Here is a 15,806-nt window from a genome sequence, read left to right on the forward strand (position 1 = left end):
AATTTGTCCCCAAATGAAAGACTTATCCGAAATATTAATAATTGCCCGAAAGGTAGGTTGGGGTGCAGCCAGTCTCCTTAGTTCTTATTATCACGGTACTGCCGCACCAAATTTAGATATCCAGTATAAAGACAGCGAACCCGTTACAGTGGCAGATTTAGCCGTAAGTGAATATATCTTGTCACAGTTACAAGCCGCTTTAGGTGATGAAGACTTTGGATATATCAGCGAAGAAACTTATAAATCACAACAGGGAAAAAATCCTGCCGAATGGGTATGGATTATTGATCCATTAGACGGAACAAGAGACTTTATCAACAAAACTGGAGAATATGCAATTCATATTGCCTTAGTTCAAGGAACAAGGACTATGTTAGCCATCGTGGCAGTTCCAGAGACACAAAAGTTATATTATGCTATTAGAGGTAGTGGAACTTTTATCGAAACCGCAACAGGTTCTTTACCTGTACGACTGAACTCCCGTAAAAATATCCAAGATCTAATTTTGGTTGTTAGCCGCTCACACCGCAATGATAGGTTAGAATATCTATTACAGCAATTGCCTTGTCAAAATCAAAAAGCAATTGGTAGCGTCGGTTGCAAAATTGCCGCGATAGTTGAACAGCAAGCAGATGTTTACATTTCCCTTTCCGGTAAATCTGCACCTAAAGACTGGGATATGGCTGCTCCTGAACTGATTTTAACAGAAGCAGGTGGCAAGTTTACCCATTTTGACTGCACGCCACTAGAATACAATACTGGTGACATACAGCAATGGGGGGAATTACTGGCAAGTAATTATCAAAATCATGAGGTACTGTGTCAAGAAGCGCAAAGCATTCTCTCACGGTTTACTTCCCACTGAAACAGTGTTTGTCATGGAAAATTTCCTGACAATACTGGTAATTTTGTTGGGAAAACTTGTCCATTATGGGTTAATATTCTCATGTAGTGCTATACTTGGGGATATCAAAGATTATTTTCGGTTGAGTAAGTCGTTTTAAGATTTTTTTAAATTACGTCTCTCCGAATCTAACTCTCTACACTCTCTGGTTTGGGAGATCCTCTTCTATGTCGATTTACGTTGGTAATTTGTCCTATCAGGTAACAGAAGAAGACCTGAAACGGGCTTTTGCAGAGTACGGAACAATTAGTCGTGTGCAGCTACCTACAGACCGGGAAACTAGTCGTCCACGAGGTTTTGCCTTTGTGGAAATGGGATCAGAAGCGGAAGAAGCCAAAGCGATTGAGGCATTGGATGGTGCTGAATGGATGGGACGTGATCTGCGCGTAAACAAAGCTAAACCCAAGGAAGATAGAGGTTCTGGTTCTCCTCGTGGTGGTGGCGGAAGTTGGGGCAATCGTGGTGGCGATCGCTACTAAGTCCAGTAAAAAAAATTAAAATCTAGAGTATCCAGTAGATACAGTCTCACGCTGAGTGCTACTGGAGTATTTTATTTTGACTTTAGTTCTCAAATATTAATTTAAACTACGGAGGAACAAGAATGACACAAGTGGTTTTAGGTGAAAACGAAGGAATCGAATCAGCACTACGAAGATTTAAGCGGGAAGTTTCCAAAGCAGGAATTTTCCAAGATATGCGGAAAAAGCGTCACTTTGAGACACCTTTAGAAAAAGAAAAGCGCAAAGCGATCGCTAGACACAAGCAACGCCGTCAACAACGTTCTCGCTTCAAGCGATAGATTTTTAGTCATATTGGCTAAGACTGGGAAATCCTAACAGGATTTCCTTTGAGATAACTCCACAAAAAATGATTCAATCTTGTAGGAGGGCGCGTGTCCTGAAAAGTTTATCGGTAATGGCATTTTTACTATTAATAGTTGTTAGTGATATTGCTGATTTGTCATATAATCAAATATACCATAAATTTTTCCTAAAGCAGCTTGTGGCTTGATAATTAACCCTACTACTGCTTTGATGATTTGCAGAATAATTTTCATAGTAAAAATTGACTTATTTGTATATCTGTTAATTGTAAATAAATAACTATAGGTACTATATCTAATCTTTTTAAAAATGTTTCTATTCGTAATTGATGATGGTTGATGTATGACATGTAATTGTTTGGTAATAGCTATTAAATATCCTTTATTAGCATAACGTCTGCAAAAATCAAAATCTTCATAATATAGGAAGTAAGCATCATCAAATAAAGGACATTCAGAAAAATTCTTTAGATTAATTATTAGACTACAACCTGAAACCCAATCACAGTTAATATAATCCGTGTCGTTATTAGTTAATAAATCTACTTCTGAAATCGCGCCATTTTCAGGAATAAAACAACCACCAGCAAACCAGATTTTCTGTTCAGGAGTATAAATAATTGTCCCTAAAATTGATAATTCTGGATATTGATCAAAAAACAATCTAGCTTTTTCTAAAGTATTTTCTGGTAAATAAGCATCTGGATTAATTATCCAAACAATGGCTTGTTTATTTTGAGCAAAAATCCATTGTAAACCCAAATTACAACCACCACCAAAACCAAGATTATTTTCCGCTTCAATAATGATTGTTGATTGATTTTTAAGTTGATAAATTGAATTATCATCAGGTGAATTATTAATGATAATAATTTTGTAACCATCATTGTGACAAGATGGTAGAGAATTTATCAGTTTAGTTATTAAATTAGTAGAATAATAATTAACCGTCAAAAAATATATCATAATAGATTGATTTAAAAATAATTATTTACGACAAATATTTAAAAATAAATATTTTGAATAAAAATATAAATTACCATCTTTTACCAATTACACCTATTAAACCATGATAAGTTCCTAAAAAACAAGCCCATATTTTTAATTGTTTATCTTCTAAATCATACAACATAATCAAAAAAATTTTAGCCAGCATATATTTTATGCGTCGTATTAAGCTAGTGAAATGATATAAGCCTTGAGAAAAACGATTTTCTAAATAAGTATGGTTACGACAAATATAGTAATAACGTAAAGCTGAATATTGTTGTATATAGTGAGAGTTATTAATAAATTTTACGTGAATAGGAATGCCGAAATTATGGTGCATAATAGCTTTTGTAACAATGAGATTATGAAATCCTTTTTTTCTTAATCGCAATCCATAATCAAGATCAATACCATCAATAAACAACTCAGCACAGGGAGGAGAGATAGTTTGAGCCGCAGTTAAGGAAATTAGAGAACCTGATGTAATTGGTGAATCACATTCATAAAAATCAACACTGTTATTATGTTTAATTGCTACAAAATGATCTTTAAAAAAAACTGTACCTTCGATAATATTATTTGTTTTGATATCTGAAGCAGTAGGGGCAATAATACCAATTTTATAATTATCTTTTTGAGACAATTGATAATAAGTTTTTAGCAAAATTTCTAGGCAATTTTTAGTGGGAATACTATCTTGATCAAATGTCCATAAAAAATCATATTTTTGATCAATAGCCCATTTTAATGCTTTTACTAAACCTGCCGCAATTCCAATATTATTCGGATAATGATGGATTAACAGTAGTTGACTGTTATTATTTAGTAGCAACGGTTTATGAGAATTATCTACTATATATATATCTGTAACTTGAATTGACTGAGATTCAATAGCTTGAATACACCTGTTAGCAGATTCCTGATCTTGATAACACGTGATATAAGCTGCTACTTTTGCTTGCATATTTTTTATTATAAAAGGTTATATAAAGTAGGCTGTAAAAAGCCTGAAAACCATATACAAAATATCAAAACAGAGAATAAAAGGAACTTCATTTGCTAAAAATTCTTAGCTTTTGTTTGAATAAATTCATTGATTTTATTGATTTCAACTGACCAATCTGCATGGTTATTTTTAATATCATTAATAGCATTATTTGTGATTATTGAAAATTCCTGATAGTGATCAATTGCTGTTGATATTGTTTCAGTTATACAAGTAGCACTGGGATTAGCTATAAGACAGTTATCCTTATCTCTCAACAACCATTGTGTACTTGCATTAAAGTTAGAAACTACTAATACACCACAGGCCATCATTTCAAAAGGCAAGTAAGATGGATGTTTAGTCATCATCATAGAAAGACCGATATGGCAAGAACGATACAAATTTCCTGTTTCTGTATAACTTAGCAATCCAAGGTTTTCTAACACTCCTTCTAACCCATATTCTTTGGGATTCCAATCAGCACCGGCAGATAAAATTTCCACATCAGAACCATAATTTAGCTTCAATTTTCGCATTGCGGCAACTGCTAACTCAAAGCCATTACGCGGATGTCCCGGACGACCATAGAAAAATATACGTTTAGGAATATTATCTTTTTTGATGCTACTATCAGGGTAAAAAACTTTAGTATCTACACATGGAGTAAAGTGAATAGCTGTACCAGAATATTCATTTTCATATATCTTCTTTAAGGTAATAGTATTAGCAATGCCATAAAAACCAAATCTATATGTGGCTTCAGCTTGAGCATAAGTAGATCCTGCTGGATAAAATAAAGGTTCAAAATCTTGAATAAAATAAAACTTTAACCCAGTATTTTCTACTTTTAGTAATACATAAGCAGTTGTCCAGAGAGTAGCTATAGAAAAATCTGATGCTGGTATATTCTGAATTGCTTGTGCAGAATTTAGGATTATTACTTCAGCAGTGCGTAAATTAGGAAATGCTTTAGTAATTTGATCATGGATAGCATCAACACCACTATCACCACAAATTAAAAATCTTTGCTGTATTCCTTCTTGATTGAGTAAATAATCGGCTGTACGCAGTATCGTCATTACACCACCATAGAAAGCATTAGTAAAAGATGGTATATACCAATTAATAGTGGAAACTCCTGATTTACCAACTCTTTCAGGATGTTGTTGATTTTGATAAATATCTGTATATGAAAAATCAATAACTTCTGCCAATGCTGAAGCATCTCTAGTGTATTTATCTAAAAAAAGTATTTTTTGATTAATTAATTTCTTAAGCAGTTGTATGATTTTCATGTTTTTAATCTTAACTTTAAAGGGACAACGGAGCCAAAAGCAGGATGAAAATAGGGATCATCCGCTAAAGACTCATGAAATTCTGAAAAATCATTGGTTGGTAAATATGCCAAAAATGCACGAGCATGGGGATTAACTAAACCTCGTTTATTAGTCCAACGACTAGCTTGGCAAAGCTTAATTATCGAATGATGTACAGAAGGATAATCACTGGATAATCCGCCTAGATTCAAGTAATGTTCATAACTAAAAGCTACAGCCCACAAAGAGCTTGCACTACAATTTCGATACCATAAAGCTCCACCAAAAATCTCCCATGAATATAAGTTATTTTCACGCAGTAATGGATAGCCATTATCAAGTTTATCAACTACTAATCCAGCTTCAACTACTATATTTTTATCTGTTAAAACCAGTGCAGAGGCAAATCCAATATCTGGATGATTAATAACCCAACCACTTAATTCTTTTATCCATCCTTTGTTGAATTTAACAACTTGTCCTGAGACAAACAAAACTACATCAGCAATATTTTGTTTTGCTGCTTCTGCTAATGTTGTTAATTTAGATTTTTCTTCTGGAATTGGCAAAAAATTAATAGGTATATGAATTTTTTTGCTCAGGATTTCTAGTTCATTTTGGTATGTATTGTAAGCGGATTGTGGTAAAACTACAATTGCTTTGTGCAATTTAGCGTCAGCAAATTCTGAAACAGCGCTGATACAAGTAGATAAACTATCCCAAGGTACATCACCATCAATAACAATTGAAACTCTTGACGGTGGAGTTGTCCATTCCAATTGAAAACCAGATTCTGGATGTGGTGAAACTGTTGCTGGTAATTGCATCCGAATCAAATGATCTTGGATAGATTGTAATTGTGCTTGAAGCGCATATGGTTTGGAATCTATGCCCAAAGAAGTAGATCCTTGGATGATACGCCAATGGTAAAGCACAGAATGTATTCTGGCAATACGTGAGGTTTGTTCTGTAATGCGAAAAAACAAGTCCCAGTCTTGCGCTCCATCAGTTTCTGGACGAAAGCCACCAATCTTTTCTACTAAATCACGACGAGCAATACATAAATGAGTTAAATAGTTAGCTGAATATAAAATTTCTGGACTCCATTGCGGCTTAAGTAGCAGCCGTGACCTTACCATACTGTTTTCACTAACACAGTCTTTGTCTGAGTAGATAAAGTCTATATCCGGTTGCTTATTTAGTTCATTTATCACTTCATAGAAAGCTGAAGGTGATAATAAATCATCATGATCAAGTAAAACTATAAATTCACCTGATGCCATTTTTAACGAAACATTAGAATTACCGGAAATTCCTTTATTTTCTGGCATAATATTAAGTTTAACTCGATTATCTTGTAAACTTAATTTTTGTAAATAATTAATATTTTGGGAATTATTTATATCTGCAAATGCGATACACAACTCCCAATTGGTATAAGTTTGCTGTAAAACGCTATTAATTGTTTCTTTTAAGATAGATAATGGCAATTTATAAACTGGAAGTATTACGCTTAAAGAAGGTTTATAGTTGAATCTTAAAGCATCTATTTTTTGTTGTTCCAGTTCTTCCTTAGTTACTTTATATAATTTAATCCATTGTCCATATTCTGGAGAATCCGCTAAACTTTGCAAAATTTTTGCTATTAGTGTATCAGCAAAATCAATATTTGTGCGAAAGCCCATAAGTTTATGCTTGACAACATTTTTGACAACATTAAATATGCGTTTGACAAATAGAGAACATCTTTTTTGGCGAAACTTGGTGATACTATTATTACAAAGTGTTATTAAAGGCAGATTTAATATGAATTCTTTAAAATTTAAACATGTTAATCTTAACTTCCAGAATTTACTTGTTTCCATCCAAGCTACAAGATTTCTGAATTCTTCTAATTCTACCTGAGTTTGGAGGAATTGGTATTGAGAGTGTTTTAGTTCTACCTGAAGATCAATTAGTTGAGATGATAAATTAATTTGCTCTAGTCTTAATTTATCTATAATTTCTATGTGATATTTTGTATTATCTATATTCCACTCATTAAATTCAATAAGTTTATTAATTTCTTGACGATCACTCTCTATTCTTCGCAATAAAATACCATGAGGTATTAGGTCAGATATATAAAATTTATAATCAGGCACAAAACCATAAGATAAAAAAACATTAAGCCAATTAATGCGAGGTAAAACAGTCAAATGAGTGGGTTCAGCAAAATCATCAGATGTAGATGAAAAAAATATTGCATTAGCATATTGACACATGTTTTTAATTGCACACAGTGCCTCATCTCTTGGCATATGCTCAACTACTTCAATACAAGTGATTAAATCATAATTTTCTTGATTTCTCTGAAAGGCATCTAAATTAGTGGCAGAAGAAACAAAGACAAAAGGCTTCAAATCTTCTCTTAGACAAGATATTGCATATTCAGAACAATCAAAACCATGAATTAAAGTACCTCTATTATAAAATGCTTCCAATAGAAACCCTTTTGCACAACCTACATCTAAAACAGATTTAGGTGAAACATAAGTTATTAACCTCTCGGCAACACTATTAAAAAAACGTAACCAGTGGCCATCATTAGCTGTTCTATCATAGGGAAGACCTGGTACCATTTTTAGATAATAGTCTTCATTATATAAATCCTGATATTTTAGATTATTCATTTTTATTTAATTCTCTAAGTTCAATGTACTCAAATAATAATCTATAGTTTTTTGACCATTGCCCATAAAATTCACTTTGCCGTTCTTGAGAAAGATGAGCTTATTACAAGATTGTTTCACAAATTCTAAATCATGCGAAACTACTAGAATGGTCACATTATCATCCCAAAATTTATCCATTCTTTGTTTGCACTTGTTCTTAAAACCCTCATCTCCCACAGACAACACCTCATCTAAAATCAAAATATCTGGCTGTACATCTGTGGCAATAGCAAAACCCAAACGAGCTACCATACCTGATGATAAACCTTTAACTGGAACTAAAGCATAATCCTCCAATTCTGCAAACTCCAAAATAGAACGCGCCCTTTTTTTCATCTCAGTCCTAGAAAAACCTAACAATACACCATAAAGGAGGATATTGTCCATTACAGAGATTTCTGCGTCAAAGCCTGCTCCTAGTTCGATTAAGGGCGCTACCTGACCACGTACTCTTACTATTCCGGAGGTAGGTTTGAGAATTCCGGAAATTATTTTTAACAAGGTGGATTTACCAGAACCGTTCGCGCCTATAATACCTATTTTTTCGCCTTTTTCAACTACTAAATTGATATTATCTAATACTAATTTCTTGGCAGGTTGCCGATATTTACCCTCTGCAATAGATAAAAGCGTTTTCTTTAAGTCATAGGAAAATTCCTCTTGAGTCCTTCTCCACAGGGAAACATTATCTAAACGTATTACTTCCATTTACAGCAAATCCATAAATTGATGCCGCCACAGGTGAAAACAAGTCCATCCCAAGGCTAAAATAATGATGCCACTTAGTAAAGCCTAAAGCCTGGCGATTTATAAACTATCAGGTTCAATACCTAACTCTCTTAATTTTCGAGCTAAAATAGCTGCTTTATTCTCTGCGTTATCAGCACGCTGACGTTCAATCTCAGCATTTTGACGTTCAACCTTAGCCCTTTGACGTTCAAATTCAGCATTTTGACGTTCAGTTTCAGCCCTTTGATATTCAAATTCAGCATTTTGGCGTTCAACCTCAGCCCTTTGACGTTCAAATTCGGCTTTTCTAATTTCTTCTAAATTAGCTTCTTCAGGTGTAGGGATTAATCTTCCTTCAACAGTGAAATACCTTAACTTATCTTCCCAAACCCCTAAATATAAACCTAACTCCTGACTCCAATACCAGGCATTTTCTGATGCTGGAATAGTTTTATATTCACTGTCTGTTAATCGCCATCCTACCAGTTCTAAGGTATTTGGGGAAAACCAAAAATACTCAGGGGTGCGGAATTGATTTTGATACAACTGTTTTTTCAATCCCTTATCTACTTTCGCTGTAGAATCAGAAAGTAATTCAATTATTACATTGGGATATTTACCATCCTCTTCCCATATTACCCAAGAAAGACGTGGACGTTTTTCGGTATCTTTAACAAGGAAAAAGTCTGGTCCTCTAAAGTCTCGATTTTTTAACTGTTGTCGGCTATAGTAAACGCTAAGATTTGCACCAATAAAGAAATCTTCTCTATTACGCCATAACCATTCTAAACAAGTTACTAATATTAAGAGTTGTGTATAGTGTAAGGAGCTTTCCATTTCTGGTTCGTCGCTGAGTAGTTCAGTACAATCTGGCATTAATGCTTCTATTTCTTGTGCGGTTAAAGCCATAGATTTTATGAGGATAAATTACTAATCTTTGGTTAATTATAAACCATCAGGTTCTAGTCTGTGCAATTATCAAATGATAGCTAGGTTATAGCAAATCCATAAATTGATGCCGCCACAGATGAAAACAAGTCCATCCTAATGCTAAAATAATAATGCCACTCAGTAAAGCCCCCCATATTAAACCTAAATCTGGTGGAGAACCGGATAATGTAATCTGACGAAGACTTTCGATAATTGGGGATAGAGGATTTAAACCTAAAAACTGTTTTACCTGCTTGGGAACAATAGCTGCTGGGTAAAAGATCGGACTACTAATCCAAATCACAAATACTACTAATTCATAGAAGTAAGGTAAATCTCTGAAAAATACATACAAAGCACTGACTAAAAACCCAACTCCTGTAGAAACTAAAATTAGTGCGAAAAATGGAAATATCAAAGCCAGGACATTGATTAGACTTTTGGAATTAATCAATGTCATAATTGCCAGTAGGGGAAATGCTCCGACTGAAAATTGAAAAACATTAGAAGCAATCATTGATACAGGAAAAACACTGACTGGCAACTGGATTTTATTTAATAATGCACCATTTCCGACTACGCTGCTTAATGCCTGGGATGTGGAAGCTGAGAAAAAATTAATTACTAACAATCCGGTCAGCGCTGCCAGCATATAGTTAATGATGGAGTTACCATAGTAGGATGCAAAGGTAGCACCAAATATGGCAGTATACAGCCCTGTCATAATCAATGGGTTTAATAGTGACCAATAAACCCCCAGAAAAGATCCCCGGTAACGGACTTTCAGTGTCCGTACTACTAAGACGTACAAGAGTTCGCAATAACGCTGCACTTGTAACCAGTTAAAATTATCTTTCAGGGAAAGTATCATTTTTATAGCACCATTACACACCGGAAAAAAGTCATTTGGGCATTCTATACTATATGAGTGCAACTGTTGACGATTAATTTTCAAATGATTAGAATTTTATCTGTCTTGAGAAATTACGTAACTTGTACATTGGTTAGGTGCGTCAAACTGCATGAATCTGGTAAATAAGTAGACTTTGATATTTGACGTGGTTGGTGAGCTTGCCGAACCACACCCTACAATAGGTTTTTGCTGTGATAGGTCTTTTGGGGATTAGTTATAAACTATCTGGCTCAATACCTAATTCTCTTAACCGTTGTGCCAAAATTGCTACTTTAGCTTCCGCTTCGTCAGCCCGTTGGCGTTCGGTTTCAGCTTTTTGGCGTTCGTTTTTAGCCTTCTCTGTCAAAGTTGGTAACCAGCCATCAGTATTATACCAACGTAACCATAAACCCTCTGTATTTTGATAGGTTCCCTGCCATAAATCTAAACCCATTTCTATTTCTTCTAACCAAAAGCGGTTTTCTGATAGATTTATCGGTTCATAATGAGCGCCATTAAGTTTAAACCCCCGAAAATTATTTTCATAGCGGTCATAAACGACATAGTAGGGAATACGCAAAATGTTTTGGTATACTGCCCATTTGGTTGGAGGTTTGTTTACTTCTCGCAGGGTTTGTCCTAAGTCTTCTTGTTCTGTTCCTGGTGATAGTAATTCAACTACTAAAAAAGGAGCTATTCCTTCTTGCCATACTACATAACTTAAACGTAAATTTTCTTGTTGGTTAGCATTAGCAACATCTAAGACCATATACCAATCGGGGCGTTTGTACCAATTAGGATGAAGAGGATCATAATAAAGGTTTAAATCGCTGGCTAGTAATATTTCCTCAGATGAGTAATTGACGGGTTGACAAGTTTCACTGAGTAAGTCTGCTTGGATACAATGAAATTCGTCTGGCAATCCTGATTCTCCTATTAATTCACTGGGTAAATCGTACATTGTCGGCATGGTTTCTTTGGGCGACAATGGGGGATTATGTTGATACATATTTGCTTACCTTAAACTATCAGGATCTACACCAAGCGATCGCAATCGTGCTGCCAAAATTTGTACTTTCTCTCTTTCATCTGCTAACTGCTGTTCCGCCGCAAGGGCTTGATTTTGGGCTATTTGAGCTTGCTGTTCGGCTGCAAGGGCTTGATTTTGAGCTTCTTGTGCTTCCTTTTGAATCTTTGTAGCTGCTTCTTCTGGTGTTGGTACTAACTCACCTTCCGATGTAAAATAGCGGAGTTTACCATTTGCCACACCTAAATATAAATTCAGGACTTCACTCCACAGTAATCCCTGTTTATTAGCGACAATTTCTTGATATTGATTTCCTACTATTTTAAACCCGTTAAATTCTAAACTTTCTGGACTAAACCAGAAATATTCAGGGGTATGAAAACGACTTTCATAGAGAACTTTTTTCAAATTACGGTCAACTTTTGCGGTACTATCTGACAGTAATTCAATAATTAGGTCGGGATAACGCCCGTCTTCCTCCCAGACAACCCAAGAAGTGCGGGGACGTTTTTCTGTATCTTTAACTAGGAAGAAATCTGGACCCCTAAATTCTCGATTTTTTAATTGTTGACGACTAAAATAAATAGTTAGATTTGCACCAATAAAAAAATCATTTTGATCACGCCATAACCAATCTAAGCTAGTTACCAATAATAGTAACTGCATATAATGTAAAGAACTTTCCATTTCCGGCTCATCACTTAATAAACGAGTCGCATCGGGCATTTGTTGTTCTAGCTGTTGGGCTGTAACAAACATAAGAGTATACCTACTTGCTTACTGATTTAATTTTAAGCCATGAACAGTGAAAACAGAGTGCCAGATTCCGCTACACTGATATCTGGATTATTTTATTGTAACTAGATCATGGACATCGGACAGAAAGTTAAGGTGATTCGTTTGCGCGATCGCGTATCCTCTAATATCGCTCAAAAACTCGGAAAAATCGGCATTATCGAAGGCTACAAAGTCACAGATGGTAAAGGAATTGGTGTTGTGGTCAAGTTTGACGATAACTTCTCTACCTGGTTTTTTGAAGATGAAATCAAACCAGCCTAGTCAAAACAACTTATAGCAGAGGCAAAGAAGATTGGTTGAGTGCTAAGTTGTAATTGAAAAGATCGGCAAAATTGGAAATTGAGTAATGGCCTTGATACTGACATTTTTGGGCAAAAACGGCATCGCTCGCAGTAAGATAGCGATCGCCGCAGCCATTAGTTTGGCAACACAAGGCAAACGGGTACTCCTAGCAGGACTAGCAGATCCAACATTGTCAATTCTACTCAATACTACTCTGACTCCTGACCCCCAGGACATCTCTCCCAATCTCCAAGCAGTACAGTTTCAAGCATCTGTACTGCTAGAACGCAACTGGGAAGAAGTGAAAAAATTAGAGGCTCAATATCTCCGTACACCAATTTTTAAAGAGGTTTATGGGCAAGAATTGGTAGTATTACCGGGCATGGACAACGCCCTCGCTCTCAATGCGATTCGTGAATATGATGCCAGTGGCAAATATGACGCAATTATTTATGATGGCACGGGCGACGCTGCTAGTTTGCGAATGTTGGGAATGCCAGAATCTTTAAGTTGGTATGTCAGACGATTCCGGCAATTATTTGTTAACTCCGATTTAGGGAAAACAATTACAGAATCTCCCTTTCTTCAACCCTTAATTGGCAGTCTTTTTAATGTGAATTGGACTGCTGATAATTTTTCCCAACCTACTAACCAAGTTAATAATTTCCTTGAAGAAGGTAAAGCTGCCCTAGCTAATCCTCGGCGTGTTGCTGCTTTTTTGGTAACAACATCAGATCCTATTGATGTGGCAAATTCCTGTTATTTGTGGGGAAGCGCTCAACAAATTGGTTTAACTGTTGGTGGGGCAATCTTAGTTGCTGAGGCAGAAAATACCAATTTATCCGAGGAATTTGCACCTCTACCTGTGAGCATAGTTCCTGATGTCTCCAATGGACAATGGCAACCTCTGATAGATGCTTTACCCAACTTTGTCGAGCAAGCATTACAAGCTAACCAACCAATTGAAATTGACGTACATAATCGCCAAGTACGCTTATTCTTGCCTGGGTTTGACAAAAAACAAGTCAAGCTTATTCAACAGGGTCCAGAAGTCACCATAGAAGCCGGAGATCAAAGACGTAATATCTTCCTCCCCCCGGCTTTAAGTGGTAAACCTGTCACTGGCGCAAAGTTTCAAAATAGTTATTTGATAATTTCTTTTTAGGGATTGGGGACTGGGGACTGGGGATTGGGGACTGGGGATTGGGGACTGGGCAAGAATTACCAATTACCCATTACCTATTACCCACTACCTATTACCAATCACCTATTACCAATTACCATTACACCTTATGTCTGAATCAACTCCCATTAATCCCAATTCGCAGCCGAATGAGGCTATAGAATCTCCAAATCCAGAAGTTACAATTACAGAAGACCGTAATGCCAAAACTCGACAATTGCTAGGCATGAAAGGTGCGAGTGCTGGCGAAACTTCGATTTGGAAAATCCGTTTGCAATTGATGAAACCTATCACCTGGATTCCCCTAATTTGGGGTGTCGTCTGTGGTGCGGCTTCTTCTGGTAACTATACCTGGACTTTAGAAAATGTTTTGAAGTCTGCTCTTTGTATGTTGCTTTCTGGTCCTTTATTGACTGGTTATACCCAAACTATCAATGATTATTATGACCGGGAAATTGACGCGATTAATGAGCCTTATCGTCCCATTCCTTCGGGGAGAATTTCGGAAAAGCAAGTAGTTAGCCAATTCGTGCTTTTACTATTATTAGGATATGGGGTAGCCTACACCTTAGATTTATGGGCAGGTCATTCAGTTCCTAATGTTTTATTATTGTCTGTGTTTGGTAGTTTCATTGCCTATATCTATTCTGCACCACCATTGAAATTAAAACAAAATGGTTGGTTAGGAAATTATGCTTTGGGTGCAAGTTATATTGCGTTACCTTGGTGGGCTGGTCATGCTTTGTTTGGGGAATTGAATTGGAAAATTGTGATTCTAACTCTGTTCTACAGTTTGGCAGGTTTAGGGATTGCCATTGTTAATGATTTTAAGAGTGTGGAAGGCGATCGCCAATTAGGATTACAATCATTACCAGTTATGTTTGGGATAAAAACTGCGGCTTTGATTTGTGTCGTCATGATTGACTTATTTCAAGGTTTGGTCGCAGGTTATTTGGTGAGTATTCACGAGAATTTATATGCAGCCATTCTCGTACTATTAATTATTCCCCAAATCACATTCCAAGATATGTATTTTCTCCGTGACCCCATAGCCAATGATGTGAAATATCAAGCCAGCGCTCAACCGTTTTTGGTTTTGGGAATGTTGGTAACAGGTATTGCATTAGGTCACGCTGGGGTTTAATCGTAGGGTGCGTTCTTAACGCACCATTTTATTTTAATTAGCACTTGCCAATGCAAATATATTCACATACAATGATTGGTAACATATCTGCCAATCATTTAACTGTGTGCGGAAAGGAGCATCTATGTCTGAGCCATTCTTTAACTTTCAACAAGGGTTAATGCCTACCCCCCCCTACAACCATCTGGGTTTGAGCGATTATCAAGATCCTCTCTATAGCAATCCTTATAATTCTGCTCAGTTACCTGTTCCGTTTATTGATACGGTTGTTCAGGCAATTGATGCAACTAAATATATCTTAAGTGAATTAAGCGGTAATTCTCAAAGAGATTACATTATGGAGACTGTTTTTGGTCTTTATAACCAGGATTCGGCTAATCAAATATTGACAGATTGGGCGCAAAATAATTTTACTGGTACACCACATATAGAATTAGTCTTTGGTCAAAACTTCAATGGAGCCTATGCAAAGGACAATTATACTATTTATCTGTCTGAGGAATTTTTAGCGGCTAATTCTGGTAATGTTGAGGCTGTTACAAGGGTTTTATTAGAGGAAGTTGGGCATTATTTAGATAGTCAAATTAATGCCAAAGATGCTGATGGAGATGAAGGGTATATTTTTTCAGAGTTGGTAAGGGGGCAAAGTATTAGTCCTGGGGAATTGGTGTTATTGAAGGCTGAGAATGATCATGGCTTTCTGATTGTTGATGGTCAAGAAATTTTAATTGAGCAAAATACATTTCAAAATGCAATCAGTTCATCACCAGGAGGAGCAGGTTTTACTAAAAATAATGGGGGTTGGACTACTTCTGATGATTACCCTCGGATGTTAGCCGATGTGAATGGGGATGGTAAAGCTGATATTGTTGGTTTTGGTGGTAGTTCAGTTTTGGTTTCGTTGAGTAATGGCAATGGTACATTCCAAAACGCAATTAGTTCATCACCAGGAGGAGCAGGTTTTACAAAAAACAATGGTGGTTGGACTAACAATAACGATTACCCTCGGATGTTAGCCGATGTGAATGGGGGTAGTTTTTCACTCTCCCCCCACTTTCGAGAGTTTATAGGGTAGGTAGAAGTAGG

General features: G+C 36.0%; 16 protein-coding genes and 1 pseudogene. 7 read left to right on the top strand and 10 right to left on the bottom strand.

Annotated elements, in window-relative coordinates:
- Positions 1 to 13: 13 nt before the first annotated feature.
- The 3 genes from FJR05_RS01725 to rpsU all read left to right on the top strand — a co-directional run bounded on the left by FJR05_RS01725 (position 14) and on the right by rpsU (position 1,703).
- Positions 14 to 865 (top strand): 3'(2'),5'-bisphosphate nucleotidase CysQ, encoded by an 852-nt coding sequence (locus tag FJR05_RS01725; RefSeq protein WP_168642520.1) that lies wholly within the window; start codon positions 14 to 16, stop codon positions 863 to 865.
- A 206-nt stretch (positions 866 to 1,071) separates the two neighbouring features.
- Positions 1,072 to 1,383 (top strand): RNA-binding protein, encoded by a 312-nt coding sequence (locus FJR05_RS01730; RefSeq protein ID WP_168642521.1) that lies wholly within the window; start codon positions 1,072 to 1,074, stop codon positions 1,381 to 1,383.
- A 122-nt stretch (positions 1,384 to 1,505) separates the two neighbouring features.
- Positions 1,506 to 1,703, top strand: coding sequence for a 30S ribosomal protein S21 (gene rpsU, locus FJR05_RS01735; RefSeq protein ID WP_015078697.1), 198 nt, complete (start codon positions 1,506 to 1,508; stop codon positions 1,701 to 1,703).
- A 141-nt stretch (positions 1,704 to 1,844) separates the two neighbouring features.
- On the opposite strand, the gene FJR05_RS01740 is transcribed toward rpsU, so the two are convergent.
- From FJR05_RS01740 to FJR05_RS01785, 10 genes and pseudogenes are all read right to left on the bottom strand, one after another.
- The gene (locus tag FJR05_RS01740; protein WP_168642522.1) at positions 1,845 to 2,693 is read right to left on the bottom strand and encodes a glycosyltransferase; all 849 of its coding nucleotides are present in this window, start codon (positions 2,691 to 2,693) and stop codon (positions 1,845 to 1,847) included.
- Between the two features lie 70 nt (positions 2,694 to 2,763).
- The gene (locus FJR05_RS01745) at positions 2,764 to 3,681 is read right to left on the bottom strand and encodes a glycosyltransferase (protein WP_168642523.1); all 918 of its coding nucleotides are present in this window, start codon (positions 3,679 to 3,681) and stop codon (positions 2,764 to 2,766) included.
- Between the two features lie 95 nt (positions 3,682 to 3,776).
- Complete coding sequence (locus FJR05_RS01750; RefSeq protein WP_168642524.1) at positions 3,777 to 5,000, bottom strand: glycosyltransferase; 1,224 nt, start codon at positions 4,998 to 5,000, stop codon at positions 3,777 to 3,779.
- Positions 4,997 to 7,693, bottom strand: coding sequence for a glycosyltransferase (locus tag FJR05_RS01755; RefSeq protein ID WP_168642525.1), 2,697 nt, complete (start codon positions 7,691 to 7,693; stop codon positions 4,997 to 4,999). Before FJR05_RS01755 ends, FJR05_RS01750 begins: the two co-directional genes overlap by 4 nt.
- A 6-nt stretch (positions 7,694 to 7,699) precedes the next feature.
- On the bottom strand, positions 7,700 to 8,443 hold the full coding sequence (locus FJR05_RS01760; RefSeq protein WP_168642526.1) for an ABC transporter ATP-binding protein: 744 nt from the start codon (positions 8,441 to 8,443) through the stop codon (positions 7,700 to 7,702).
- Positions 8,444 to 8,527, bottom strand: a pseudogene (locus FJR05_RS27100) (ABC transporter permease); the annotation flags it as partial.
- A gap of 15 nt (positions 8,528 to 8,542) precedes the next feature.
- Positions 8,543 to 9,373 (bottom strand): Uma2 family endonuclease, encoded by an 831-nt coding sequence (locus tag FJR05_RS01770; protein WP_168642527.1) that lies wholly within the window; start codon positions 9,371 to 9,373, stop codon positions 8,543 to 8,545.
- A gap of 85 nt (positions 9,374 to 9,458) precedes the next feature.
- Positions 9,459 to 10,265 carry an ABC transporter permease gene (locus tag FJR05_RS01775; protein WP_168642528.1) on the bottom strand — a complete coding sequence of 269 codons (807 nt, stop codon included), beginning with the start codon at positions 10,263 to 10,265 and terminating at the stop codon, positions 9,459 to 9,461.
- Positions 10,266 to 10,521: 256 nt separating this feature from the next.
- Positions 10,522 to 11,295, bottom strand: coding sequence for a Uma2 family endonuclease (locus FJR05_RS01780; RefSeq protein ID WP_168642529.1), 774 nt, complete (start codon positions 11,293 to 11,295; stop codon positions 10,522 to 10,524).
- A 6-nt stretch (positions 11,296 to 11,301) separates the two neighbouring features.
- Positions 11,302 to 12,072, bottom strand: coding sequence for a Uma2 family endonuclease (locus FJR05_RS01785; protein ID WP_168642530.1), 771 nt, complete (start codon positions 12,070 to 12,072; stop codon positions 11,302 to 11,304).
- A gap of 108 nt (positions 12,073 to 12,180) precedes the next feature.
- On the opposite strand from FJR05_RS01785, the gene FJR05_RS01790 reads away from it, so the two are divergent.
- From FJR05_RS01790 to FJR05_RS01805, 4 genes are all read left to right on the top strand, one after another.
- Complete coding sequence (locus tag FJR05_RS01790; RefSeq protein WP_168642531.1) at positions 12,181 to 12,372, top strand: DUF2862 domain-containing protein; 192 nt, start codon at positions 12,181 to 12,183, stop codon at positions 12,370 to 12,372.
- 85 nt (positions 12,373 to 12,457) lie between these two features.
- A complete protein-coding gene (locus FJR05_RS01795; protein WP_168642532.1) occupies positions 12,458 to 13,558 on the top strand; it encodes an ArsA family ATPase in 1,101 nt (366 codons plus the stop codon).
- Between the two features lie 127 nt (positions 13,559 to 13,685).
- Positions 13,686 to 14,720: a chlorophyll synthase ChlG gene (chlG, locus tag FJR05_RS01800; protein ID WP_168642533.1), complete on the top strand. Its 1,035-nt coding sequence runs from the start codon at positions 13,686 to 13,688 to the stop codon at positions 14,718 to 14,720.
- A 124-nt stretch (positions 14,721 to 14,844) separates the two neighbouring features.
- Positions 14,845 to 15,795, top strand: coding sequence for a VCBS repeat-containing protein (locus tag FJR05_RS01805; RefSeq protein WP_168642534.1), 951 nt, complete (start codon positions 14,845 to 14,847; stop codon positions 15,793 to 15,795).
- Positions 15,796 to 15,806: the final 11 nt, after the last annotated feature.

The organism is Dolichospermum sp. UHCC 0259, assembly GCF_009711935.1.
In the GTDB taxonomy this organism is placed as follows: domain Bacteria; phylum Cyanobacteriota; class Cyanobacteriia; order Cyanobacteriales; family Nostocaceae; genus Dolichospermum.